A 25,592-nucleotide genomic window follows, 5' to 3' on the forward strand; every position below is an offset into this window, starting at 1 on the left:
TCAAATCGACTCTGAACCAGGCGATCACGCCAGTTTTAACTTCACCCTTGTAGACCGTCCTGCCCACCCCCATATTGGGGCGACTGACGCGTGAAGGAATCCAACTTGAGCGAACTTCTCAACCGCCGCCTGGCTTTGCTCGGCAAGCGCGAACACCTCTCCCTGCTAGAGCAGTGCTTGCACGGCATCGAGCGCGAATGCCTGCGCGTTACGGGTGATGGCCGCCTGGCACACACGCCGCACCCCGAAGCCCTGGGCGCCGCGTTGACCAACGAACTGATCACCACTGACTACTCGGAATCGCTGCTTGAGTTCATCACTCCCGCCCTGCCCAACCCGGCCGATACCCTGAGCAGCCTGGACAAGATCCACCGGTTTGCCTACACCAAGCTCGGCAGCGAATACCTGTGGAGCCCCTCGATGCCGTGCCCGTTGCCGGCCGAGGAAGACATTCCGATTGCCTACTACGGCACGTCCAATATCGGACAGCTCAAGTACGTGTACCGCAAGGGGCTGGCCCTGCGTTACGGCAAGACCATGCAATGCATCGCGGGCATCCACTACAACTTTTCCCTGCCGGAACAGCTATGGCCGTTGCTCAAGGAAACTGAAGGATTTGTCGGCACTGACCGCGACTATCAGTCCAACGCCTATATCGCGCTGATCCGCAATTTCCGTCGCTACAGCTGGCTGCTGATGTACCTGTTCGGGGCCTCGCCGGCGCTGGACGCGGGCTTCCTGCGCGGTCGCTCGCACCAGTTGGAAGTGCTCGACGCTGACACCCTGTACCTGCCCTACGCCACCAGCCTGCGCATGAGCGACCTGGGTTACCAGAGCAACGCCCAGGCCGGCCTCACGCCGTGCTACAACGACCTGGTCAGCTACACCGACAGCCTGCGTGAAGCGGTGGCAACGCCCTACGCGCCGTACGTAGAAGTCGGCACGCACAAGGACGGTGAATGGGTACAGCTCAACACCAACATCCTGCAAATCGAAAACGAGTACTACTCCAACATCCGCCCCAAGCGTGTGACCTACACCGGCGAGCGGCCGATCCAGGCGCTGATGGCACGTGGCATCCAATACATCGAAGTGCGCTGCCTGGACATCAACCCGTTCCTGCCGATGGGCATCGACCTGCCGGAGTCGCGTTTCCTCGACGCATTCCTGCTGTATTGCGCGCTGAACGACAGCCCGCTGTTCGCCAACAACGAATGTGGCAACGCAACCTCCAACTTCCTCAGCGTGGTCAAGGAAGGTCGCCGTCCGGGCCTGCAATTGCAACGTCAGGGGCAACCGGTGGACATGAAGGAATGGGCTGCCGAGCTGCTGGAGCAGATTGCACCGTTGGCCGCGTTGCTGGATGAGAGCCACGGCATCACCGAGCACAGCCAGGCGCTGGATGCTCAGTTGGCCAAGGTCAAGGACCCGTCCCTGACGCCGTCGGCCCAGGTGCTGGCGGCGATGGCCGAGCGTAAAGAGAGTTTTGCGCAGTTCTCCCTGCACCAGAGCCAGTTGCACGCTGAGCACTTTCGCAAAGAGCCGTTGCCGGCGGACGAGCAGGCGCGCTTTGAACAGCTGGCACGTACATCGCTGGCGCAACAGGCAGAGCTGGAGCAGAACGAAGTGGGCGACTTTGATGTGTTTGTCGGGTCGTACCAGGCGAGCATTCTGGCCATCAGCAACTAAATCCTTACGCAGCCCCCTGTGGGAACGGGCTTGCTCGCGAAGGCGGTGTATCAGTCAAACATGTATCGACTGACACCCCGCCTTCGCGCGCAAGCCCGCTGCCACAATTTTACCGAGGTGTGTCCGGTTACTCAGCAGTAGATGGCTTTTCCCACAGGTTAATCCCACCTTCCTGCGCAAACCGATCTATCTCCGCCAGCTCCTGCGCACTGAAGCTCAAGTTCTTCAACGCACCGACGTTTTCAATGATCTGCTCCGGCCGGCTCGCACCGATCAGCGCGCTAGTCACCCGTGGATCACGCAACGTCCAAGCCAACGCCAATTGCGCAAGGCTCTGACCACGACGCTGGGCGATTTCATTAAGCGCCCGCACATGAGCGATGTTTTCTTCGGACAGGTGCTTGGCCTGCAACGAACCACCGCCCGGGCGATTGACCCGCGCATCGGCCGGCACGCCGTTGAGGTACTTGTCAGTCAGCAAACCCTGGGCCAACGGCGTGAACGCGATCACCCCGGCGCCGAGTTCTTCGGTGGTGTCCAGCAGGTCTTTTTCGACCCAGCGGTTAAGCAGGTTGTAGGCTGGCTGGTGGATCAGCAGCGGCACTTTCCACTCTTTGAGCAGGGCCGCCATTTCGCGGGTTTTTACCCCGGAGTAGGAGGAAATACCGATGTACAACGCCTTGCCTTGTTGCACGGCGGTGGCGAGGGCGCTGGCGGTTTCTTCCAATGGGGTGTCGGCGTCAAAACGGTGGGAGTAGAAGATATCCACGTAGTCGACGCCCAGACGTTGCAGGCTCTGGTCGAGGCTGGCCAGCACGTATTTGCGCGAACCGCCGCCCTGGCCGTAGGGGCCAGGCCACATGTCCCAGCCGGCTTTGCTGGAAATGATCAGTTCATCGCGGTAGTGCTTAAAGTCTTCGCGCAGCAAACGGCCGAAGTTGATCTCGGCGCTGCCGTAGGGCGGGCCATAGTTGTTGGCCAGGTCGAAGTGGTTGATCCCCAGGTCGAACGCGGTGCGCAGCAGGGCGCGCTGGGTATCGATCGGGGTGCTGTCGCCAAAGTTGTGCCACAGCCCCAGGGACAGTGCAGGCAGCACCAATCCACTGCGGCCTACGCGGCGGTACGGAATAGATTCATAGCGGTTTTCGGCAGCAATGTAAGTCATCGAATCCTCTCTTGGACGTAGGCAAATAAGGCCTGGGAATAACGATATTCCCAGGTCTTTTAACCAGCTGAATCGCTTAAGTCTGCCCTTTCGTTTTACAGCAAAGTCCTGTGAGAGGGGTACGTTCCAATGGCGTAAATGCGCGGTCTGTCGCCTCAGCGCACCAAATGCAGGAACTGCAGGTGCCGCTCGTACTGGTCGAGAATGTCGTTGATGATCTGCTCCTTGGTGTAGCCGACCAGATCGTAGTCCTGGCTGCCCTCGCTCAAGTGCACTTCCGCCCGGTAGTAGCGACGGTTGTTGAGCTGCTTGGAACCCATTCCACCGCGTGCAAATGACGGCGTGAAATAGCCACGCATCTGCACCTGATAAACGAACGGATGCTCCTCGCCGTGGCCGATTTCCAGGCTGACGCTGTCGTTGGATGGATCAGGCTGGGTGACGATCCTGAGGCCTTTTTCGACGAACACCGCCGTCACCTCTTCAATCGCCGGGCGCACCGTGGTCTCAAGGAACCGATACACCTCATCCCTTGACGGGAAATGCACGGCCTGACTCAAGCGCTGGCGCCAGCCGCCTGTGCCCTTGCGTGAACCCGACACCGGCGCCAACGAATGCAATTGGGCGATCTGCTTTTGCGACTCCAGGTAGAACGCCTTGTGCAGCCCCCACATCATCAGCAGCAGAATCATCGAGAACGGTAACGAGGTCAGCACCACCGCGGATTTAAGCGAGTCGATGCTGCCGGCAAACAGCAAGGCACTGGTGACCAGCCCGGTCATCACGCCCCAGAACACCCGCAGCCATTTCGGCCCGTCTTCGTCAGCGTTGCCGCCCTTGGACGACAGTGTGGACAGCACCACAGTGCCGGAGTCGGCCGAGGTGACGAAGAACACAAAGCTGATAAACACCGTGACCGCAATAACCGTTTTGCTCCACGGGTAGGTTTCCAGCAGCAGGTAGAGGCTCATCGACGGATCATCGATGGCCGACTGACCGAGCGCGGCCATGCCGTGGTTGAGCACCTGGTCAATGGCGCTGTTGCCAAAGATCGACATCCACGCCAGGGTGAACCCCAGCGGGATCAGCAGCACGCCGAATACGAACTCACGAATGGTCCGGCCACGGGAAATCCGCGCGATAAACAGGCCCACGAACGGCGACCATGCAATCCACCAAGCCCAGTAGAACACCGTCCAACCGCCCAGCCAGTCGCTGGGTTTGTCGTAGGCATACACGTCGAAACTCTTGCTCGGCAAGGCGCCCAAATAGTCACCGATGTTCTGGATCAAGGTATTGAGCAAATGCTGGGTGGGCCCGGCGAACAACACGAACAGCAGCAGCGCACAGGCCAGCAGCATGTTGATGTCGGACATCACTCGCACGCCCTTGTCGACGCCGGCTACGGCGACCAAGATCGCGGCGCCCATCATCAGGGTGATCAAACCAACCTGGATCCACTGGGTATGGGCAAGGCCAAACAAGTAATCGAGCCCGGAATTGAGGTGCAACACCCCAAAGCCCATGTCAGCACCGAGACCAAACACCGTGGCGATGATGCCAAAACCATCCACCGCGTAACCGATAGGGCCGTTGATGCGCTTGCCTATCAGCGGATACAACGCCGAACGCAACGCCAGCGGCAAGTTATGCCGGTAGGCGAAATACGCCAAGGCCATACCAACAAAGGCGAACACGCCCCAGCCGTGCAGGCCCCAGTGCAGAAACAGCACCTGCATGGCCTGGCGCGCGGCATCGGCGCTCATCGGCTCGCCCTGGGGCGGTTGCACCAAGTGCGTCAGCGGCTCGGACACGCAGAAGAAAAACAACGTGATGCTGATCCCGGCGGCGAACAGCATGCCGGCCCAGGACAGGTAACTGAATTCGGGCTCGTCGTGGTCGGCACCGAGTTTTATCTTGCCGTAGCCCGATAATGCGGTGACCACCACGAAGAGCAGATACAGGGTCATCGCCAGCATGTAGTACCAGCCGACCGTGTTGGCCGCCCAGTTTTGCGCGGCCAGCAGCCAAGCGCCGGCCTGTTGCGGGATAGCAATGACCGTGATGCCAAACAGCAGGATGAAGCTGGCGGCAAAGTAGAAGACCGGCGCATTCATGCGCACCAGGCCGCTTGCGGGGGTGGACGATGCACTCATGAACGATGCACCCCGACGATGAGCGATGTGGCTGTAAATAACGGACTCAGCAAAGGTAAGCCTCCTGTTGTGAGCGGGCAGCGAACCACCGGGTTTAACTTGAACGAGCATTCAAGTTAAACATGGATAGGCGGTCTGGGACTAATTGCAGGGCCGAGCGGCAGACAACTCCTACACTAGCTCAGGGAAAGGTATGACGGGCTGAGATGACAAAACGTTCAGCACATAGCCCGAGGAAAAAACAGAAAACTCCAAGCAATATGTGCCGCCTGTCAGCGCGCAAGCTCAACACAATCGAATGATTCCTGACGCCCCCGAAAGGTCATTCAACTATGCCTGCAACGCCGACAAGCCGATTACTGGCGATCACCGAACACACGCCGACCCATTTTGACCTCGTCAAACACCAACTGCCTGGTTGCGGTACAGGTGGTGGGCCAGACGATGGTGAATCACCGCCAGGATGCCGGGGTAGCACAGCAGCACTTCATCGACGCTGCGGGCGGCCGGGTAGACGTGGTAGGCGGCGAGCACATTAGTGTCCAACAGGCTGCGCAGGGACGGCAATTCGCCCCGCCATGTTTGCCACTCAAGCGGCCATTGCGGGTTCGCCACTGGTCACGGGCGCCGCGCAGTTGACTGACGATGGTCTGTAATTGCCAATGACTGGCGCGCTCGCTCAACGTCGTCACGCCTGAAAATGGGGAGGCGAAGTAACAAGCTTCAAGCGACAAGCTGCAAGTTGAGCGCGATCAACTTGCAGCTTGTCGCTGATGACTTGCCGCTGAAGGGGCCACCACTCTACGTCATGCGGAGCAGCACCTTAATAACCAATTATGCCGAGCAAATAACCAAACCGGTTGCCCGATGAAAAGTGCCTGCCTATAGTCGCCCCATACTCATCAACCGTGCGTAGCCATGATCAAACAACAGCTCGACCGTTTTAACCGCCTGGAATTGCTGGGCGGCGCCACTGCCCTGGAAAAACTCGAGCGGCTGTCGGCCTGGCTGGGCAGGGATGTGTACGTCAAGCGCGACGACACCACGCCGCTGGCCATGGGCGGCAACAAGCTGCGCAAACTTGAATACCTGGCCGCCGATGCCATCGCCCAAGGCGCCGATACCCTGGTGACCGCCGGCGCTATCCAGTCCAACCACGTACGCCAGACCGCTGCGCTGGCCGCCAAGCTGGGCCTGGGCTGCGTGGCCTTGCTGGAAAACCCTACCGGTAACGACGACCCCAACTACCTGGGCAACGGCAACCGCCTGCTGCTGGACCTGTTCGACACCAAAGTAGAGTTGGTGGAAAACCTCGACAACGTCGACGACCAGCTCAATGCCCTCGCCGACCGCCTGCGCAGCAGCGGCAAGAAGCCGTACCTGGTGCCTATCGGCGGCTCCAATGCCCTGGGCGCCCTGGGTTATGTACGCGCCGGGCTTGAGCTGGCCGCGCAGATCGAAGACAGCGGCATCGAATTTGCCGCCGTGGTGCTGGCCTCCGGCAGTGCGGGGACCCACAGCGGCCTCGCCCTGGCCTTGAGCGAAGTGCTGCCAGACCTGCCCGTAATTGGCGTCACCGTGTCGCGTACCGACGAAGCCCAGCGCCCGAAAGTGCAGGACCTGGCCGAACGTACCGCGCAGTTGCTGGGTGTGGATATCCCGCAAGCGTTCAAGGTGATCCTGTGGGACGAATACTTCGGGCCGCGCTATGGCGAACCGAACGCCGGCACCCTTTCTGCGGTCAAGCTATTGGCGAGTCAGGAAGGCCTGTTGCTGGACCCGGTCTACACTGGCAAGGCCATGGCCGGTTTGCTGGATGGCATCGGGCGTCAGCGCTTTGAGGACGGGCCGATCATTTTCCTGCATACCGGCGGGGCACCGGCATTGTTCGCCTATGGTGGCGCATTTAATTGAATGCACACGGATCAAAATAGGGGAGCGGGCTTGCTCGCGAAAGCGGTGTGTCAGTCACCGGATTGGTGAAAGATAGGCCGCATTCGCGAACAAGCCCGCTCCCACATTGGATCTACGGCGTATTCGAAAAACGCATATAAAATTTAATTAATATTATTTTCAAGTCTTAAAAACCCGCTTTATAGTCGCGCCGTAGGCGAAGACGCGCTACGCGCTTTAAGGCAGGATACGACTACCGCGTCACCTGCTTCGCTCAACATAAAAACACAGGGGCTCTTCATGACTATTTCTGTATTCCGTCGCACGTTGCTGGTCGGCACTTTGGGCCTGGCACTCGGGGCTGGCCTGATGGGCCAGGCAATTGCCGGCGAGCAGTTGGACAACATCAAGAAAGCCGGCGTCATCAACGTCGGTCTGGAAGGCACTTACCCACCCTTCAGCTTTGTCGGGGAAGACGGCAAGCTCGCGGGTTTTGAAGTCGAGTTTTCCGAAGCGCTGGCCAAGGAGCTGGGCGTGAAGGTCAAACTGCAGGCCACCAAGTGGGACGGTATCCTGGCCGCACTGGAATCCAAGCGACTGGACGCGGTGATCAACCAAGTCACCATTTCCGAAGAGCGCAAAAAGAAGTACGACTTTTCTGAGCCCTACACCGTTTCCGGGATTCAGGCGTTGGTACTGAAGAAGAACGAAGACAAACTCAATATCAAATCTGCTGCCGACCTGGCCGGTAAAAAGGTCGGGGTGGGCCTGGGCACCAACTACGAGGAGTGGGTGAAAGCCAACGTCAAGAACGCTGATATCCGCACCTACGAAGATGACCCAACCAAGTTCCAGGACCTGCGCATCGGCCGTATCGACGCCATCCTGATCGACCGCCTGGCGGCACTGGAATACGCCAAAAAAGCCCCGGACACCGCCGCTGCCGGTGACGCATTTTCTCGTCAAGAAGCAGGCGTAGCCCTGCGTAAAGGCGAGCCTGAGTTGCTGGCCGCGGTCAACAAGGCCATCGAAAAACTGCGCGCAGACGGCACGTTGAAAAAACTCTCCGAGAAGTACTTCAACGCTGACGTTACCCAATAATGGAAGAAAAGTTTCAATTGATCCTGAATTCCACGCCCTTCTTGATGCAGGGCGTGTACTTCACCGTGATCTTGAGCCTGGGCGGTTTGTTTTTCGGCTTTGTGCTGGGCTTCGGCCTGGCCTTGATGCGTTTGTCGCGCTTCAAGACGCTGAGTTGGATCGCCCGCATCTACGTGTCGTTCTTTCGCGGTACGCCGTTGCTGGTGCAGCTGTTCATGATGTATTACGGCTTGCCGCAAGTGGGTATCGAACTCGACCCGATTCCCGCCGCGCTGATCGGCCTCTCATTGAACATGGCAGCGTATATCTGTGAAACCTTGCGCGCCGCCATCAGCTCTATCGAGCGTGGCCAGTGGGAAGCCGCTGCCAGTATCGGCATGACCCGTGTGCAAACCCTGCGTCGGGCGATCCTGCCGCAGGCGATGCGTACGGCATTGCCACCGCTGGGTAACAGCTTTACATCGCTGGTGAAGGACACCTCGCTGGCAGCGACCATCCAAGTGCCCGAGCTGCTGCGCCAGGCGCAGTTGGTGTCCGCGCGCACGTTCGAGATTTTCGCGATGTACCTGTCGGCCGCCCTGATCTACTGGGTGCTGGTCAGCATCCTGGCGTATTTCCAAAATCGTCTGGAAGCCCGGGTCAACCGGCATGACCTGGAGTCCTGAAGCATGATCGTGGTTGAAAAACTGACCAAACAATTCAACAGTCAGGTGGTGCTCAACGGCATCGACCTTGAGGTCAAGGAAGGCGAAGTCATCGCCATTATCGGCCCCAGCGGTTCCGGCAAGACCACCTTCCTGCGCTGCCTGAACTTCCTCGAGCAGCCCACCAGTGGCCGCATCAAGGTAGGCGACATCGAAATCGACACCAGCAGGCCGATCAACCAGCAACAAAGCCTGGTGCGGCGCCTGCGCCAGCACGTGGGGTTTGTATTCCAGAGCTTCAACCTGTTCCCGCACCGCACTGCGCTGGAAAACGTCATCGAAGGCCCCACCGTGGTCAAGAAGATGCCGCGCGAAGCCGCTGACGCCCTGGGGCGCAAACTGCTGGCCAAGGTGGGCCTGGCAGGTAAGGAAGATGTCTACCCACGGCGCTTGTCCGGTGGCCAGCAACAGCGCGTGGCGATTGCCCGTGCACTGGCCATGGAGCCGGAGGTGATTCTGTTTGACGAACCCACCTCGGCGCTGGACCCGGAGCTGGTGGGCGAAGTGCTGGCGACCATTCGCAGCCTTGCCGAAGAAAACCGCACCATGGTTATCGTCACCCACGAGATGAGCTTTGCCCGTGACGTGGCCAACCGGGTGATCTTCTTCGACAAGGGCGTGATCGTGGAACAAGGCGAATCCAAGGCACTGTTTGCCAACCCCAAGGAAGAACGCACCCGGCAGTTTTTGAGCAAATTCCTGGCTCACTGACACACTTATGTGGGTGCTGGCTTGCCAGCTCCCACATAAGCGCGCTCCTACAGGAAATCGCCATTCCACGCCGTAAAACACCCCGCCACACGGGACTATAAATCCCCCTCCCAGTCAGACCCTTCTGAATATCACAAAACCCACCGTTTAGCCTTTTGCCGCCATTGACGCCCCTTGGCCAACCCTCTTATCTAGCGCTCAGAGGATTGGATCCTATCCCGGCTGTTTTCTGAATCGTTCATTTCGGTCATCCCGCGCACCCGCGCCAAAGGTCCGGAACGATTGCTGCTGGCTGTATCAAGGAGATTATTTATGACGCCCCCACTGCTCACTGCACCGACACTGCCCCAGGCCATCGGCAATGGCATCAATGCCCTCGCCGCCACACACCTGCAGGTCGACATTGCGCCGTATCCCGGCATGGATGAAGGCGACCTGATCGAGCTGTTCTGGAACAACTGCTTTGCCGCGTCACGGCGGGTGACCGCGTGCAAGGTCGGCGCATTCATCCACCTGCGGGTGCCGGAAAGTTTCGTGCTGGATGGACCGGCGCAGGTCCATTACCAGGTCATGCAGATCGGCCATGGCCCTGCGCGCTCCGCCGAAACGCGGGTGCGCGTAAAGACCCACTACCCTGGCGGCGAACCCTCGCCCCTGTACCACGACGAAAACCACAACCTCGCCCCCGTGGGCCTGCCCGAGACCATCCGCCGCTGCGGCGTCAACGCCAGCCAGGTACGGCGCGGTATCCCTCTGACCATCGAGCCGTACCTGAACATGACCACCGGCGATGCCATCACCCTGCGCTGGGGCGATGTGCGCCTGGACCTGCCGAAGATCCAGGCCAGGGAAATCGGCCAGGCGGTGCAGGTGTGGGTGCCTTCGACGGTGATTGTCGAAGCCGGCGACGACTGCCGGCTGGAGGTGACCTATTGCATTCTGGATCGCGTCGGCAACAACTCACGCTGGGCACCCGCCCGCACTTTACGCATTGCCGCCGAGGCGCCAACCCACCCGGTCGGGACTGCGCTGATCTATCGTCCCCGCCCTCTCGGGTCGCCCTGCGAACCAGGGTGAAAGACCTTCTATACATATTCCCAAACGTTAGTTTATTTAAATATTTAATGCGCTTAGGGTATATGCACCGGACCACCGGACATCTCTGAATTTTCTGTTTTTATTTCATTGAATGCGAGGTCGGTATGGTCAGGTTTACCCCGGTGCGCAACGTCAGGGCATTACGTGCAGCCAAGGAGCGGCGCTGATGTCTAACTTGGCTCTAACAACTCCCCAGAGTGATCTGGACGTAGCTCCCCTGCTGTTGCCGGCCGCTGTGCTGCGCAACGATGCAGAGGCGTTGAACGCTGCACAGGAGCTGGCTCAGGCTGCGCGCCCGCAAGCCGCCAAGCGCGACAGGCAACGCCAGCTGCCGTGGGCGCAGATTGAGCAGTTCACCCGCAGTGGGCTGGGCAGTATTTCCATTCCCCGTGAATACGGCGGCCCGCAGGTGTCTTTTGTCACCCTGGCCGACGTGTTCGCGATCATCAGCGCGGCAGACCCGGCCCTCGGGCAGATCCCGCAGAACCATTTCGGCATCCTGCACCTGTTACAGGGTGCGGCCACCGAGCGCCAGAAAAAGCAGCTGTTCCAAAGCGTTCTCGACGGTTGGCGCATCGGCAATGGCGGCCCGGAACGCGGGACCAAGAACACCCTGGAGCTCAAGACGCGCATCACCGCCAAGGGTGACGGTTACGTGATCAGCGGCCAGAAGTTCTATTCCACCGGCGCGCTGTTTGCGCATTGGGTTGCGGTCAAAGCGCTGAACGATGACGGCAGGCAGGTCATGGCGTTCGTGCGCCGTGGCACTGAAGGGCTACGCATTGTCGATGACTGGTCGGGCTTCGGCCAACGCACTACCGCCAGTGGCACGGTGCTGCTGGACCAAGTGCCGGTGGACGCCGAACGGGTCGTGGAAAACTGGCGCATCGGCGAAACCCCGAATATCCAGGGCGCCGTCTCCCAACTGATTCAGGCCGCCATCGACGCCGGCATTGCGCGCGGCGCGCTTGAGGACACCATCGCCTTCGTTCGTGAACGCTCGCGTCCCTGGATCGATGCCAAGGTCGAACGCGCCAGTGATGACCTGTATGTGATCGCCGAGATCGGCAAGCTCAAGATCGAACTGCACGCCGCCGAAGCCCTGCTGCGCAAGGCCGGTCAGGTGCTGGACCAGGTCAGCGCTGCGCCGATCACCGCTCAGTCAGCCGCGCGTGCGTCGATTGCCGTGGCCGAGGCGAAAGTGCTGACCACCGAAGTGTCGTTGCTGGTCAGCGAAAAGCTCTTCGAACTGGCCGGCAGCCGCGCCACCCTTGCCGAGTTCAACCTCGACCGCCACTGGCGCAACGCGCGGGTGCACACCCTGCACGACCCGGTGCGCTGGAAGTACCACGCGGTGGGCGCTTATAGACTGAACGGCACGTTGCCGGCTCGACATTCCTGGATCTGACTGACCAGAACACTTTTTTACGAGCGTCTGGAGAAACCCATGACTTTTCCCCCTAACGTCGCGGTCATTACCAGCGACGAACACGCCCTGATTGTCGCCAGCGACCTGGCTGAAGACTTGCGCCGCGACAGCGCCCAGCGCGACCGCGAGCGTCGCCTGCCCCTGCCCGAGCTGGACGTGTTTTCCCGCTCCGGCCTGTGGGGTATCAGCGTGCCGAAGGCATACGGCGGCGCAGGCGTGTCCAACGTCACCCTGGCCAAGGTGATTGGGCTGATCGCCCAGGCTGACGCCTCGCTGGGCCAGATCCCGCAGAACCATTTCTACGCACTGGAAGTGCTGCGCGTAAACGGCAGCCCTGCGCAGCAAAAGCGTCTGTACGCCGAAGTCCTTTGCGGTCAGCGCTTCGGCAACGCCCTGGCGGAACTGGGCACCAAGACCGCCCATGACCGCGTCACGGCCATCACCCGCGACGGCGACGGCTTGCGTATCAGCGGCCGCAAGTTCTATTCCACCGGTGCGATCTACGCCCAGCGCATCCCCACGTCAGTGGTGGATGAACAGGGCGTGCAGCAACTCGCCTTTGTCCCGCGCGACAGCGACGGCCTGACGGTCATCGACGACTGGAGCGGCTTCGGCCAACGCACCACCGGCAGCGGTTCGGTGGTGTTCGACAAGGTGTGGGTTGCCGCTCATGACGTGATCGCGTTTCAAAGCGCCTTCGAACGCCCGACCACCGTCGGCCCGCTGGCGCAGATCCTCCATGCGGCCATCGACACCGGCATTGCCCGCGCAGCCTTTGAAGATGCGCTGCACTTCGTGCGCACCAAGACCCGCCCGTGGATCGATTCCGGCAGCGACAAGGCGACTGAAGACCCGCTGACCCTGAAAAGCTTCGGCCACCTGAGCATCCGCCTGCACGCCACCGAGGCGCTGTTGGAACGCGCAGGGGAATTTCTCGACCGCGCCCAGGCCGACGGCAACGCCGAGACCGTTGCTGCCGCCTCGATTGCCATCGCCGAAGTGCGTGCCTTGAGCACCGAAATTGCCCTCGCCGCCGCCAGCACGCTGTTTGAACTGGCCGGCAGCCAGGCCACCCTGGCCGAGCACGGCCTTGACCGCCACTGGCGCAACGCCCGCGTGCACACCCTGCACGACCCGGTGCGCTGGAAGTACCACGCGGTGGGCAATTACTACCTCAACAATGAAAACCCGCCACTGCGGGGGACCCTTTGATGGCGAAGAAGAAAATCCTGCTCAATGCCTTCAACATGAACTGCATCGGGCACATCAACCACGGCCTGTGGACCCATCCACGGGACACGTCCACCCAATACAAAACCATCGAGTACTGGACCGACCTGGCGCAAACCCTGGAGCGTGGGCTGTTCGACGGCCTGTTCATTGCCGATATCGTCGGCGTGTACGACGTGTACCAGCACTCGATTGACGTGCCGCTCAAGGAGTCGATCCAACTGCCGGTGAATGACCCGTTGCTGCTGGTCTCGGCCATGGCCGCCGTCACAAAAAACCTCGGCTTCGGCCTCACCGCCAATCTCACCTATGAGCCGCCGTATCTGTTTGCGCGGCGCATGTCCACGCTCGACCACCTGAGCCGTGGCCGGGTCGGTTGGAACATCGTCACCGGCTACCTCGACAGCGCCGCCAAGGCCATGGGGCTTACCGAGCAGGTCGAGCATGACCGCCGTTATGACCAAGCCGATGAATACCTGGAGGTGCTCTACAAACTCTGGGAAGGCAGTTGGGAAGACGACGCAGTGATCAACGATCCACAAGCGCGGGTTTATGCGCAGCCGGGCAAGGTGCACAAGGTCGAGTATCACGGTGAGTTCTATCAGGTGGAGGGTTATCACCTGTGCGAACCGTCGCCGCAACGTACGCCGGTGCTGTTTCAGGCGGGCAGTTCGGACCGGGGCCTGCTGTTCGCCGGGCGTCATGCCGAATGCGTGTTCATCAGCGGGCAGAACAAGACCGCGACCAAAATCCAGGTGGACAAGGTGCGCGCCAGCGCCGTGGAAGCCGGGCGCAACCCGGATGACATCAAGGTGTTCATGGGCCTCAACGTGATCGTTGGCGCCACTGAAGCGCTGGCCTGGGCCAAGCACGCCGAATACCTGAGCTACGCCAGCGCGGAGGCCGGCGTGGCGCATTTCTCGGCGTCCACCGCGATCGACTTCGCTCAGTACGAACTGGACGAGCCTATCCAGTACGTGAAGAGCAACGCGATCCAATCGGCCACCAAGAACCTGCAGAACAACGACTGGACCCGGCGCAAATTGCTCGAGCAACACGCCCTGGGCGGGCGCTATATCACGTTGGTGGGCTCGTCTGAGCAAGTTGCTGATGAGCTGGAGTCGTGGATCAGCGAGACCGGCCTGGATGGCTTCAACCTGACGCGCATTGTTACGCCGGAAAGCTATGTGGACTTCATTGATCTGGTGGTGCCGCAGTTGCAACGCCGTGGCTCGTACAAGACTGCTTATGGCACCGGAACGCTGCGCGAAAAGATCTTCCATGGCAGCGCCCGGTTACCCGAACAGCACGCCGGCTCCACCTACCGACACTGAACCAAAACTGTGGGAGCTGGCTTGCCTGCGATAGCGGTAGGTCAGCGAATACAAATGTGGCTGAAAGACCGCCATCGCAGGCAAGCCAGCTCCCACAGTTGACCGAGTTGTTAATGAATACACCTGATGACTGGAAATCGACCATGAAAAAAACACTGCTCTCCCACCCAGTCAAAGCACTGGCCCTGGCCTTCGGTTTGTTCAGCTCTGCAGTGTTCGCTGCCGATGCGCCGTTGAAAATCGGCACCACCGCCGCCTTCGCCATTCCCCTGGAAGCCGCGGTCGCCGAAGCCGACAAACAAGGCCTGAAGGTCAAGCTGGTGGAGTTCACCGACTGGATCGCGCCCAACGTCAGCCTGGCCGCCGGTGATATCGACGTGAACTACTTCCAGCACATCCCGTTCCTGGAAAACGCCAAGGCCGCCGCCGGCTTTGACCTCGTGCCGTACGCGCCGGGCATCATCAACAACGTCGGGCTGTATTCGAAAAAATACAAAAGCATCAACGACTTGCCCCAGGGCGCCAGCGTGGCGATTGCCAACGACCCGATCAACAGCGGTCGCGGCCTGCAATTGCTGGCCAAGGCTGGCCTGATCACCCTCAAGCCGGGCTTGGGCTACAAGGCCACCGAAGAAGACATTGTGACCAACCCAAAAAAGATCAAGATCCTGCAAGTCGAGGCCGTACAACTGGTGCGCGCTTATGACGATGCAGACTTGGTGCAGGGCTACCCGGCCTATATCCGCCTGTCCAAAACCTTCGATGCTGAGTCGGCGCTGCTGTTCGACGGCCTCGACCACCCGGAATACGTGATCCAGTTCGTGATCCAGCCGAAAAGCAAAGCCGACCCACGGGTGATCAAGTTCGTCGATATCTACCAGCACTCGCCCGTGGTGCGCGCTGCGTTGGATAAATCCCTCGGCAAGCTCTACCAAGTCGGCTGGGAAGATAAAAAATGACCGCCGCCGATGCGCAACTGCGCGACCTCAGCTCAGCGCCCAGGGACGCCGAACAGACAGAACTGCATGCGGACCTGAACCGCGCTCATGTGCGTTTTATCAACCTGGGCAAGACCTATGACGGCACTGTGCACGCCTTGCAAGGCATCGACCTGGCGATACAGCGTGGTGAAGTGTTCGGCATTATCGGCCGCAGCGGCGCCGGCAAGTCGTCGCTGATCCGCACTATCAACCGCCTGGAGCAACCGAGCAGCGGACGGGTGCTGATCGATCAGGTGGACATTGGCGAATTTGACGAAGACCGCATGGTGGCGCTGCGTCGGCGTATTGGCATGATCTTCCAGCACTTCAATTTGATGTCGGCCAAGACCGTGTGGCAAAACGTCGAATTGCCACTGAAAGTCGCCGGAGTGCCCAAGCCCCAGCGTGAGCAGAAGGTGTGCGAGCTGTTGGAATTGGTCGGCTTGCAGGACAAGCACAAAGCCTACCCGGCGCAGCTTTCCGGCGGGCAAAAACAGCGCGTGGGCATCGCTCGTTCGCTGGTACACGACCCAGAGATTTTGCTCTGCGACGAAGCCACCTCGGCCCTCGACCCGGAGACCACCCAGTCGATCCTCGGCCTGCTGCGCGAGATCAATCGGCGCCTGGGCCTGACCATTGTGTTGATTACCCACGAGATGGCAGTGATCCGCGAAATCTGCGACCGCGTGGTGGTGTTGGAACACGGACGAATCGTCGAACAAGGCCCGGTGTGGCAAGTGTTTGGCAACCCGCAACATGACGTCAGCACAACCCTGCTGGCACCGCTGCAACATGGGCTGCCGGACGAGTTGCAAAGCCGTTTGCAGGCCACACCGCAATCCACCGATGCCGCTGTGGTGCTGCGCTTGCAGTTTACCGGCAGCGATAGCGACGCGCCGGACCTAGCCGCGTTGTTCAGCGCGCTTGGCGCGCGTGTACGCCTGCTACAAGGCGGCGTGGAACGTATCCAGGGCCACGCCCTGGGGCAACTGCTGCTGGCGGTGAGTGGCTCGGCCCACAGTGCCGAAGAGCTGCGTAAACGCGCCGGGAATTGGGCACAACAGGTGGAGGTGCTGGGCTATGTGGTTTGAACGTTTAGTACAGGGTGCCATCGACACCTTGTTGATGGTCGGCGTGTCGTCGCTGATCGCCTTGCTGGTGGGAATTCCACTGGCGGTGTTCCTGGTCACCAGCGACAAAGGCGGCATTTACCAGGCGCCTGCGCTCAACCGCATGCTGGGGGCGTTCGTCAATCTGTTCCGCTCCATACCCTTTCTAATCCTGATGGTGGCGCTGATCCCATTCACCCGGCTGATCGTCGGCACCACCTATGGCGTCTGGGCGGCGGTCGTGCCATTGACCATCGCCGCCACGCCGTTTTTTGCACGGATTGCCGAGGTGAGCTTGCGCGAAGTCGACCACGGCTTGGTCGAAGCCGCGCAAGCCATGGGCTGCCGACGCTGGCACATCATCTGGCACGTGCTGTTGCCGGAAGCGTTGCCGGGGATTGTCGGCGGGTTCACCATCACCTTGGTGACCATGATCAACTCGTCCGCCATGGCCGGGGCGATTGGCGCCGGCGGTTTGGGTGACATCGCCTACCGCTACGGTTATCAGCGCTTTGATACGCAGATCATGCTGACGGTGATCGTGCTGCTGGTGATTCTGGTGGCAGTGATCCAGTTGGGTGGGGATCGGTTGGCGCGGGTGTTGAACAAGCGGTGAGGTATAGTCGGGCCCTCTCAGTACCCGGTATTCCCCGTCATGACCCTCAAGCCCGACGACCTCGACCAGATCACCGCCACCACCCTCGGCCACTACAACACAGTGGCCGAGGACTTCCGCGAAGGCACCCGCGATCACGATGTGAGCCAGAACATCGACGCGCTGCTGCGGCATATCCAGGGCTGCGCGCCGTTTACCGTGCTGGATTTCGGCTGTGGGCCGGGGCGCGATTTGCAGACGTTTACGCGCATGGGGCATATCGCCGTGGGGCTCGATGGTTCGGAGCGGTTTGCGCAGATGGCGCGCGAAGACAGTGGTTGTGAAGTGTTGCAGCAGGACTTCCTGAAACTGGACCTACCTGCCGAGCGCTTTGACGGGATTTTTGCCAATGCCGTGCTGTTTCATATTCCCAAGCAGGAATTGCCGCGTGTGCTGGAGCAGCTGCATGGGGCGTTGAAACCAGGTGGCGTCTTGTTCAGCTCCAATCCACGCGGTGAGAACCTGGAAGGCTGGAATGGGCCGCGGTATGGGTCTTATCACGACCTGGCGGCGTGGCAGGCGCTGTTGGCGGGGGCGGGGTTTATGGAGCTGGAGCATTACTACCGGCCTGCTGGTTTACCGAGGGAGCAGCAGCCTTGGTTGGCGAGTGTGTGGAGAAAGAACTAGGTCTGTGTTGCCTGCGCTGGCCTCATCGCAGGCAAGCTACACAGTTGGAATGCATTTCCCTGTGGGAGCCGGGCTTGCCCGCGATAGCGGTTTGGCAGGGTGAGCTAATCGACCTGATACACCACCGATTTCTCACCCACAACCAGCGCAGTCACACTACGCCCCGGATATCCCTCTCTCGGTTCAGCAGCAAAATTCGCCACCAACCGCGTCCCATCGGCAAACGTGGTCTCCTGCACCAAACGATCCGCTGTCAGCCACCGAAACCCGGTCATTGCCTGGGTCGCCAGGCGCTGATGCAGCGGCCGGAAAAAACGATCCTGGCGCTGGATCAACGGCAATCGCTGGCTGACCGTCGAAGCGCTCAAGTGATACAGCGGCGGCACGTTGTAGAGCAGTTGGGTCAACTCATTCTCGGCCCGCACATTGCTCAGCTTCAGGCTGTCAAACAGCCAATGATGGGTGGTGATCACCGAGCCGTGGAACACCGCCTGGTACAGCGGCAGGCGCATGTCCGGCTCGAAATACACCGTGCGAAAGGGTTCTTTCAACGGCACCGATTTGAAAAACACTGTCGGTTGTTCCGGCGGGTACCAGTTGCCCACGTAGTAGGGCGATTGCTTGTCTTTGGTCATGGCCTGGTCGCCCCAACCGATCACAGGCGTCTGCATGCCATGGGCGAACAGGATGCCCTGGGCGGTGATGGCATTGCCGTCTTCAGAACCGGCGGGCAACTTGAGTGCAGTATTCAGCCAACGGGAGGCGTCGATGTTGCCTTGCGCGTTTTGCGCCTGGGTCATTGGAGCGCCGTCACGGTAGCTGTCGAAGACCATGCTGGTAGCGTAGGCATCGAGGAACCATGCGTTGAAGCCCGCCTTGGTTTGAACGGCCTTTACTCGTGCTTCCAATAAGGACCGCACGCAGCGCGGGTCGGTGTAGTGACCGGATTGCTGGAAGCCGGTCTTGAGCTTGCCGCCCTTCAACACAATTGCGCAGTCGCGATAGGCCTTGCTGCCCAGGTGGGCGGTGGTCCAATCGGGGTTTTCCGTGGCGGCCAGGGCCGTTTCATAGGAGTCATAGGGCGCCATCAGGTAGCCGGCGTCGACACCGGCGCGGATCGACTCAGGGTGCCACAGGCCGCCTTCCCAGCCTTCGCCCAGGGTCAGCAGCAAGCGTGGGAGCCCTGAGTCGCGCAGCGACTGGATCGCTGTGCTGCCCCAGGTTGCAGGGGTATCACTCAAGGCCCCGGCAAAGTCCACCGCCAACTCGCTGCGCAGCTCGCCGTAGCGCGCCGCGAGCCGTGTCATATCGGGCTCTGCAATCTGCCAACTCTGTCGGGCCTTTTTGTTGATCGCCGCGTTCAGCCCCCGAAGCAGCACTGTCTGCTCGTAACGATTCAACGCCGTGCCCTGGGCCAGGACCTTCGTGGCTTCCTTGTCCAACAAGCCCTTGAGTTCATGACCGCGCAAGCGCTTGAGCAATAAAGGCCAGTGGCGTACATCCTCCGGGGCCAGCAGATCGTTGCCCCACAGGTAGACGTGGCTGGCGCCCAGCAACTTGTCGGCCTCAGGCGTCTGCCGCAGTTTGTCCGCCAACGGCTCATACCGGCCCTGCTCCACCAGCCATTGGCGATAACGCTTGGCCCCGGCCAATGGGTCGGCAGCGCCTAGGTGCAACAGCAGGGTCATCGGCTTAGACGGCTCGAGCGAAGTGAATTCATGGGCCAATGAGAGGGCCATGCCTTCCTGCCAGCGCAGGCGGTTGTTATAGGGGTTGGTCAGCAACCAGTTGAGGGTAAACGTGCCGTGATCGACACCCCACAACGGCAGGCTCAGATCCTGGGTGGTGTTGATGACGCCCTGCTCGAGTAGAAAGGCCTTCCAAACGGCGTTGCCGGCAGGCACGTAATGCCCTTCGGCCAAGGGCCAGATCAGGCCTTGGCCAATCGCTTCGGCGGGTTGGTTCAGCAGCGCCAGCTCACCTGGTTCGCGAGCGGTGACGGTCAGGGTCAGGTCACGCTGTTCAAGGCGCGCAACCAGGCGATACGCGCCGCCGTCCCATTGCCAGCTGGCTTGCTTAGCATTGCCCTGCACATCGCTGACGGTGTGCGCTGGAGTGCCGCTGGAGGCCTGCACCGAGGTTTCACCCACCGGGGTGACGCGCAACGCCAGCGTGGCGGGGTCGATTTCGACCCGCCACAGGCTATTTTCCAGTACGGTGCCCGCAAGCGTCAGGGGCGAAAGCAGGAGGGTACAAACCAGCAGAAAACAGCGCATGACACAGACCGTCCAATCGAAACCAGGCCCGGAGAGTAATGCAATTACCGCCAGGCAAATGTCTCGAAAGTGTTTCCAGGAACCTTCCCACACCTATGCAGGAAGGCAACGAAAGTCAGCCGTTCTCCTGTTTCGGCTCGCGAATCTTGTACCAGGCCACATACAGCGCCGGCAGGAACAACAGCGTCAGCAACGTGGCGATGATAATCCCACCAATCATCGCGTACGCCATCGGCCCCCAGAATACTTCCCGCGCAATCGGGATCATGCCCAGGCTCGCCGCCGCCGCCGTGAGCAGGATCGGCCGACGCCGGTGCTCGGTGGCTTCCACTACCGCATCCCACGGCGTATAGCCGGCCACCTCGTATTCATGGATTTGCGTCACCAGGATCACCGAGTTGCGGATGATGATGCCGATCAACGCCAAAATACCCAGGATTGCCACAAAGCCCATGGGCGTGCCTGTGGGAATCAGCGCCAGCACCACGCCGATCAGCCCCAGCGGCGCAACACTCGCCACCAGAAACATCTTCTGCACACTGTGCAGCTGGATCATCAGGAAGGTCGCCATAAGGAACAACATCAGCGGCACCACGCTGGCAATCGGGCCCTGGGCCTTGCCGCTTTCCTCCACGGTGCCGCCGGTGGCGACCTTGTAACCCGCCGGCAAACCGGCGCTGAACGTGTCGATTTCCGGCTTGAGCTGCTTCACCAGGTCCGTCGGCTGCATCTCATCGCGCACCGAGGCCTTGATGGTGATGGTCGGCTTACGGTCGCGACGCCACACCAGCGGCTGCTCCAACTCATAGCGTACGGTGGCAAAGGCCAGCAGCGGAATCGAGGTGCCGTTGGGCGTGACGATCTGCAGGTTCTGCAAGGTTTCCGGCGTGCCGCGCTCGGCGTCTTCGGCGCGGCCAACCACGTTGATCAGGTAGATATCATCGTGCACCTGGGTCACCGAGGCGCCGCTGACCACGCTGTTCATCAATTGCGCCACGTCTTCCGACGACAGCCCCAGTTGCCGCGCCTTGTCCTGGGCAATGTCGATGCGCAGCACTTTGCCCGGCTCGTTCCAGTCGTAGATGATCTCGCCCAGGTGGGTGTTCTTATCCAACAACGTCGCCAGTTCGATGGCGTGTTTGCGCACTTGGTCGGTGTCTTTGCCCGACACACGATACTGAATCGGGCGCCCCACCGGCGGGCCCATTTCCAGCGGCTGCACATAGCTGCCAATGCCGACAAAGTCATCGCGCAGGCGCTTTTGCAGACGCTGGATCAACTCGCCGCGCTCCTCCAGGCCCTTACTCACGATGACCAATTGCGCGTAGTAGGGGTTCTCCAACTGCTGGTCGAGCGGCAGGTAGAACCGGATCGCGCCTTGGCCGATGTAGGTGCTCCAGCGCGAAATGTCCGGATCGTCCTTGATGATCGCTTCCAGACGGTCGACGGTTTTACGCGTCTCGTTGATCGAGGCGTTCTGCGGCAGGTTGAGGTCGACGAGGATTTCCGGGCGGTCCGACGAGGGGAAGAACTGGTTCTGCACAAACTGCATGGAGAACACCGACGCTACAAACAGCGCCACGGTGATGCCGATCGCCCACCAGCGGTTACGCATGGCCCACAGCATGCCGCCATTGAAAGCGCGGCCAATCCGCCCCGGCTCGCCATTGTGCGGCTTCACGTTGGCGCTGAGGATATGCACGCCGATCACCGGCGCAAACAGCACCGCCACCACCCACGACACCAGCATCGCCACGGCAATGACCGCGAACAGGGTGAAGGTGTACTCGCCCGCCGAGCTGGCGTTAAGGCCAATTGGCACGAAGCCGGCGACCGTCACCAAAGTACCGGTGAGCATCGGAAACGCCGTCGAGGTGTAGGCGTAGGTCGCCGCCTGCTCCTTGGTTTCGCCTTTTTCCAGGCGCGTGATCATCATCTCGACGGTGATCATCGCGTCATCCACCAACAGGCCTAAGGCGATAATCAACGCGCCCAGCGAGACCCGCTGCATGGTGATGCCGCTGTACTCCATGAACACGAACACCAGCGCCAGCACTAACGGAATCGAGCACGCCACCACCAGCCCGGCGCGCATGCCCAGGCTGATAAAACTCACCACCAGCACGATGATCACCGCTTCAAACAGGGCGCTGGTAAAGCCGCCGACGGCTTCCTCCACCACTTCCGCCTGGTCGGAGACCTTGTGCACGCCGACGCCCACCGGCAGGTCGGCGGTCAATTCGTCCATGCGTTCATGCAAGGCCTTGCCGAACGACTGGATATTGCCGCCCTTCTGCATGGCGATGGCCAAGCCAATCGCCGCCCTCCCGTTGAAACGGAACATCGGCCGCGCCGGGTCGACGTAGCCACGCGTGATCTCTGCGATATCTGCCAGGCGGTAGAAGCGGTCATTGAGCCGCAGGTTGACGTTGGCCAGGTCTTTCTCCGAGGAAAATTGCCCCGACGTGCGCACGGAAATCCGCTCTGGCCCGGCCTCGATCACTCCGGCCGGCGTCACCGCATTTTGCGATTGCAGGCTCTGCACGACCTGGCGCTGATCAATCCCCAGGGCCGCCAGCTTGCGCGTGGAAAAATTCAGGTAAATCACTTCGTCCTGCTGGCCGATCATCTCGACCTTGCCCAACCCCGGCACCGAACGAATCTCAGCGCGCACCTGTTCCACGTAGTCGCGCAACTGGCGCATCGAAAGGCCATCGCCGGTAAAGGCGTACACCGAGCCGAACACATCACCGAACTCATCGTTGAATGACGGCCCCTGCAAACCTTGAGGGAAGTTGCCGCGAATATCGTCGATCTTCTTGCGAACCTGGTACCAGATGCCCGGGATGTCCTTGGCGCTGGTGGTGTCCTTGAGGAACACGAACACCGTGGACTCGCCCGGCCGCGTGTAGCTTTTCACGTAGTCGAGTGAGTCCAGTTCTTCGAGTTTTTTCTCGATGCGGTCAGTGACCTGCTTAAGGGTTTCTTCCTGGGTCGCGCCCGGCCAGCGGGTCTGGATCACCATGGTCTTGATGGTGAACGAGGGGTCTTCCTCGCGGCCCAGGTTCATGTAGGAGAACACACCCATCAGCAGCGCGACGAACATCAAGTACCAGACGAAAGACTGATGCTTAAGGGCCCAGTCGGATAAGTTGAAACTCCCTTTCATCGCGGGCTGTCCTCGTCGATTTTGACCTTCTGCCCAGGCTTCAGGCTGTTCACGCCAGCGGTGACAATGCGCTCGCCGGGTTTGACGCCGCCATTGAGCAAGGCGCTGTTGGCATCACGGCTGATCACGTTGATGTCGCGCGGTTGCACGGTCTGGCTTTGGGTGTCGAGCAGCCAGATGCGGGTCTTGCCGTCGACATCCTGCAGGGCGCTCAGGGGCACTTCGATGCGCGGCTCGATGGCGGTGCTCAGCGTCACGCTGATCGCCGTGCCGAGGCGGAATGCCGGTGGTGTTTCGGCCAGCGTCAGCCGCGCGCGACGGGTGCGTGTGGCGCTTTGCGCCTGGGGCTCAACCTGGCGCACGATGGCCGTGGTGTTGACGCTCGGGTCGAGTTGCCCGGCGACCAGGAACACCACGTCCTGCGGCAGGCGCTCGGCCAGGCCGGCGGGCAGGTCGATCACTGCTTCCTTGATATCCGGACGGGCCAGGGTCACCACTTGCTGGCCAGCGCTGACCACCTGGCCGGCCTCGGCATTCCAGGCGGTGACGATGCCGGCGTGGTCAGTGCGCAGTTCGGCGTAGTTAAGTTGGTCTTTGGCTTGATTGACTGAGGCCTGCGCTTGGTCGAGGGAAGCCTGGGTGGTTTTCAGGTCGGTCTGGGCGATATCCAGTTGCGCCTGGGCACCGACGCCACGGTTGAACAACGCCTGCTGACGGCGGGCGTTGGCCTGGGCGTTGATGAATTGCGCCTGTACGCGCGCCAGATCGCCCTGGGCGGAACGCAATTGGTTCTGTTGGTCAGTGGGGTCGAGTACGGCGAGCAAGGCGCCCTTCTCCACTTCGGCCCCCACATCCACGGCGCGCCGGGCAATACGGCCAGGCACGCGGAAGCCCAGGTTAGTTTCGTAGCGGGCCTGGATGGTGCCGGCGAAACGACCGAGGTTTTCCTGATCTTCCGATTTTACTTCCATGGACAGCACCGGCCGCAGGGGCTCCGGCGGCGGCTCTTCTTTCGAACAGGCAACCAGCAACAGGCTGGCGGCGAGTATCCCCGTCAGGCGCTTCATGGCTGCACTCCTTGCTGGGCGATCTCGACCAGCATGCCGGGGTGCAGCAATTGCCCACCGGCCACCACCACTTTTTCGCCGCCTTTGAGGCCGTCGCCAATGATGACTTTGCCAGTGAGGTAACGCGCCACGGTGACTTTATGCAATTGCGCCTTGCCGTCGCCGTCGATCAACCAAACGGCGGGTTCGCTGAGATCTTTGGTCAGCGCGGACCAGGGTAGTTCGATACTGGCCTTGGCCGGGCCATTGGTGGTAGCGCTCACCACCGAGCCCAGTTGCATGCCTTTGGGCAGGGCTTGCAAGGCGATTTTCACCTGCACGGTGCCGGTATTGGCCGCCACGGCGGGTGTGACTTCACGGACCTTGCCCACGGCCTTGATGCTCGGGTTATCCAACAGGCTGACGGTGATCGGCGCATCTGGCGGCGACTCTACCAGCAGCGACTCGTACACATTGAATACGGCATCACGCTCGCCATCGCGGGCCAGGCTGAAAATCGGCACAGTGGCCTGTACCACCTGGCCGACCTCGGCCTGACGCGCCGTAATCACACCCGGCGCTTCGGCGATCAGCGCGGTATAACTGAGTTGTTCGCGGGCATTGGCCAACTGGGCTTGGGCGGCCGCCAGTGCGCTTTGGCTGCTGCGCAGCGCGGCCTGGGCGGAATCGTATTCGCTGCGGCTGGTGTAACCCTTGGGCAAGAGTTTTTCCTGGCGGACAAAGGCGGCGGCGGTTTGCTTGACCCGCGCCTGCTCGGCCACGACTTGGGCCTGGGCGGAATCGACGTTGGTCTGCAAATCCTTCGGGTCGAGCTTGGCCAGCACTTGCTTGGCGGTTACGCGGTCACCCACATCCACCATGCGCTGGATGATCTTGCCGCCGACGCGGAACGACAGGTCGGTTTGCACACGGGCCTGAATGTCGCCGGTCAGCGTGACAGCCGCGGCGAAGCCCGCCGACTGTACGGTCTGCACAAACACCCGTGAATGCGGCTTGGGTTCAGCCTTATCCTCGCCACAGCCGCTCAACAGCGTCAGTAGGCAGAGACCAAAAATACAGGTGGAAACGCGAGCGCCCATGCAGGCTCCTTTTGCGTGATGCCGACTTGCCAGTGTGTATGCGACTGTGAGCTTAGATCAGGGTTCCTTATCTGCATGGAGGCTCTCATACTCCGAGGGTTCCCAAGCCGACTGAATGCC

General features: G+C 60.8%; 19 protein-coding genes and 1 pseudogene. 13 read left to right on the forward strand and 7 right to left on the reverse strand.

What is annotated here, in order from left to right; all coding sequences use genetic code 11:
* The first annotated feature begins 105 nt into the window (after positions 1-105).
* Positions 106-1,689, forward strand: coding sequence for a glutamate--cysteine ligase (gene gshA, locus AACY36_RS17535; RefSeq protein WP_339419923.1), 1,584 nt, complete (start codon positions 106-108; stop codon positions 1,687-1,689).
* 127 nt (positions 1,690-1,816) lie between these two features.
* Here the strand turns inward: gshA and mgrA are convergent, their stop codons facing one another.
* The 3 genes and pseudogenes from mgrA to AACY36_RS17550 all read right to left on the reverse strand — a co-directional run.
* The gene (gene mgrA, locus AACY36_RS17540) at positions 1,817-2,854 is read right to left on the reverse strand and encodes an L-glyceraldehyde 3-phosphate reductase (protein ID WP_314566791.1); all 1,038 of its coding nucleotides are present in this window, start codon (positions 2,852-2,854) and stop codon (positions 1,817-1,819) included.
* Between the two features lie 155 nt (positions 2,855-3,009).
* The gene (betT, locus tag AACY36_RS17545) at positions 3,010-4,971 is read right to left on the reverse strand and encodes a choline transporter BetT (RefSeq protein WP_339427384.1); all 1,962 of its coding nucleotides are present in this window, start codon (positions 4,969-4,971) and stop codon (positions 3,010-3,012) included.
* Positions 4,972-5,430: 459 nt separating this feature from the next.
* A pseudogene (locus AACY36_RS17550) lies at positions 5,431-5,693 on the reverse strand (hypothetical protein); the annotation flags it as partial.
* Positions 5,694-5,928: 235 nt separating this feature from the next.
* Between AACY36_RS17550 and AACY36_RS17555 the strand changes: the two are divergent.
* The 12 genes from AACY36_RS17555 to AACY36_RS17610 all read left to right on the forward strand — a co-directional run bounded on the left by AACY36_RS17555 (position 5,929) and on the right by AACY36_RS17610 (position 17,881).
* Complete coding sequence (locus AACY36_RS17555; protein WP_339497355.1) at positions 5,929-6,924, forward strand: D-cysteine desulfhydrase; 996 nt, start codon at positions 5,929-5,931, stop codon at positions 6,922-6,924.
* 279 nt (positions 6,925-7,203) lie between these two features.
* Positions 7,204-8,004 carry a cystine ABC transporter substrate-binding protein gene (gene tcyJ, locus AACY36_RS17560; protein ID WP_339419918.1) on the forward strand — a complete coding sequence of 267 codons (801 nt, stop codon included), beginning with the start codon at positions 7,204-7,206 and terminating at the stop codon, positions 8,002-8,004.
* Positions 8,004-8,669, forward strand: coding sequence for a cystine ABC transporter permease (tcyL, locus tag AACY36_RS17565; RefSeq protein WP_339419916.1), 666 nt, complete (start codon positions 8,004-8,006; stop codon positions 8,667-8,669). Before tcyJ ends, tcyL begins: the two co-directional genes overlap by 1 nt.
* A gap of 3 nt (positions 8,670-8,672) precedes the next feature.
* Positions 8,673-9,419, forward strand: a complete 747-nt coding sequence (tcyN, locus tag AACY36_RS17570; protein WP_339419914.1) for an L-cystine ABC transporter ATP-binding protein TcyN — start codon at positions 8,673-8,675, stop codon at positions 9,417-9,419.
* A 312-nt stretch (positions 9,420-9,731) separates the two neighbouring features.
* Positions 9,732-10,496 carry a hypothetical protein gene (locus tag AACY36_RS17575; RefSeq protein ID WP_339419912.1) on the forward strand — a complete coding sequence of 255 codons (765 nt, stop codon included), beginning with the start codon at positions 9,732-9,734 and terminating at the stop codon, positions 10,494-10,496.
* A gap of 187 nt (positions 10,497-10,683) precedes the next feature.
* Positions 10,684-11,925: an SfnB family sulfur acquisition oxidoreductase gene (locus AACY36_RS17580; protein ID WP_339419910.1), complete on the forward strand. Its 1,242-nt coding sequence runs from the start codon at positions 10,684-10,686 to the stop codon at positions 11,923-11,925.
* A 39-nt stretch (positions 11,926-11,964) separates the two neighbouring features.
* Positions 11,965-13,158: an SfnB family sulfur acquisition oxidoreductase gene (locus tag AACY36_RS17585; RefSeq protein ID WP_339419909.1), complete on the forward strand. Its 1,194-nt coding sequence runs from the start codon at positions 11,965-11,967 to the stop codon at positions 13,156-13,158.
* Positions 13,158-14,510, forward strand: coding sequence for an LLM class flavin-dependent oxidoreductase (locus AACY36_RS17590; protein WP_339497357.1), 1,353 nt, complete (start codon positions 13,158-13,160; stop codon positions 14,508-14,510). Before AACY36_RS17585 ends, AACY36_RS17590 begins: the two co-directional genes overlap by 1 nt.
* Positions 14,511-14,653: 143 nt before the next feature.
* Positions 14,654-15,469, forward strand: coding sequence for a MetQ/NlpA family ABC transporter substrate-binding protein (locus tag AACY36_RS17595; RefSeq protein WP_339497358.1), 816 nt, complete (start codon positions 14,654-14,656; stop codon positions 15,467-15,469).
* Positions 15,466-16,581 carry a methionine ABC transporter ATP-binding protein gene (locus tag AACY36_RS17600; protein WP_339497360.1) on the forward strand — a complete coding sequence of 372 codons (1,116 nt, stop codon included), beginning with the start codon at positions 15,466-15,468 and terminating at the stop codon, positions 16,579-16,581. Before AACY36_RS17595 ends, AACY36_RS17600 begins: the two co-directional genes overlap by 4 nt.
* Complete coding sequence (locus tag AACY36_RS17605) at positions 16,571-17,215, forward strand: methionine ABC transporter permease (RefSeq protein WP_339419905.1); 645 nt, start codon at positions 16,571-16,573, stop codon at positions 17,213-17,215. The genes AACY36_RS17600 and AACY36_RS17605 overlap by 11 nt, the downstream gene beginning before the upstream one ends.
* A 39-nt stretch (positions 17,216-17,254) precedes the next feature.
* Positions 17,255-17,881 carry a class I SAM-dependent methyltransferase gene (locus AACY36_RS17610; RefSeq protein ID WP_339497362.1) on the forward strand — a complete coding sequence of 209 codons (627 nt, stop codon included), beginning with the start codon at positions 17,255-17,257 and terminating at the stop codon, positions 17,879-17,881.
* Positions 17,882-17,985: 104 nt separating this feature from the next.
* Here AACY36_RS17610 and AACY36_RS17615 read toward each other — a convergent pair whose 3' ends face one another.
* The 4 genes from AACY36_RS17615 to AACY36_RS17630 all read right to left on the reverse strand — a co-directional run bounded on the left by AACY36_RS17615 (position 17,986) and on the right by AACY36_RS17630 (position 25,472).
* Positions 17,986-20,157 carry a glycoside hydrolase gene (locus AACY36_RS17615; RefSeq protein WP_339497364.1) on the reverse strand — a complete coding sequence of 724 codons (2,172 nt, stop codon included), beginning with the start codon at positions 20,155-20,157 and terminating at the stop codon, positions 17,986-17,988.
* 115 nt (positions 20,158-20,272) lie between these two features.
* Positions 20,273-23,326: an efflux RND transporter permease subunit gene (locus tag AACY36_RS17620; RefSeq protein ID WP_339419901.1), complete on the reverse strand. Its 3,054-nt coding sequence runs from the start codon at positions 23,324-23,326 to the stop codon at positions 20,273-20,275.
* Entirely contained in the window at positions 23,323-24,393 is a 1,071-nt protein-coding gene (locus AACY36_RS17625; protein ID WP_339419899.1) for an efflux RND transporter periplasmic adaptor subunit, read from the reverse strand. Before AACY36_RS17625 ends, AACY36_RS17620 begins: the two co-directional genes overlap by 4 nt.
* Positions 24,390-25,472 (reverse strand): efflux RND transporter periplasmic adaptor subunit, encoded by a 1,083-nt coding sequence (locus AACY36_RS17630; protein WP_339497366.1) that lies wholly within the window; start codon positions 25,470-25,472, stop codon positions 24,390-24,392. The genes AACY36_RS17625 and AACY36_RS17630 overlap by 4 nt, the downstream gene beginning before the upstream one ends.
* Positions 25,473-25,592: the final 120 nt, after the last annotated feature.

Source organism: Pseudomonas sp. EA_15y_Pfl1_P101 (assembly GCF_963970835.1).
GTDB classification, from domain to species: Bacteria; Pseudomonadota; Gammaproteobacteria; order Pseudomonadales; family Pseudomonadaceae; genus Aquipseudomonas; species Aquipseudomonas tritici.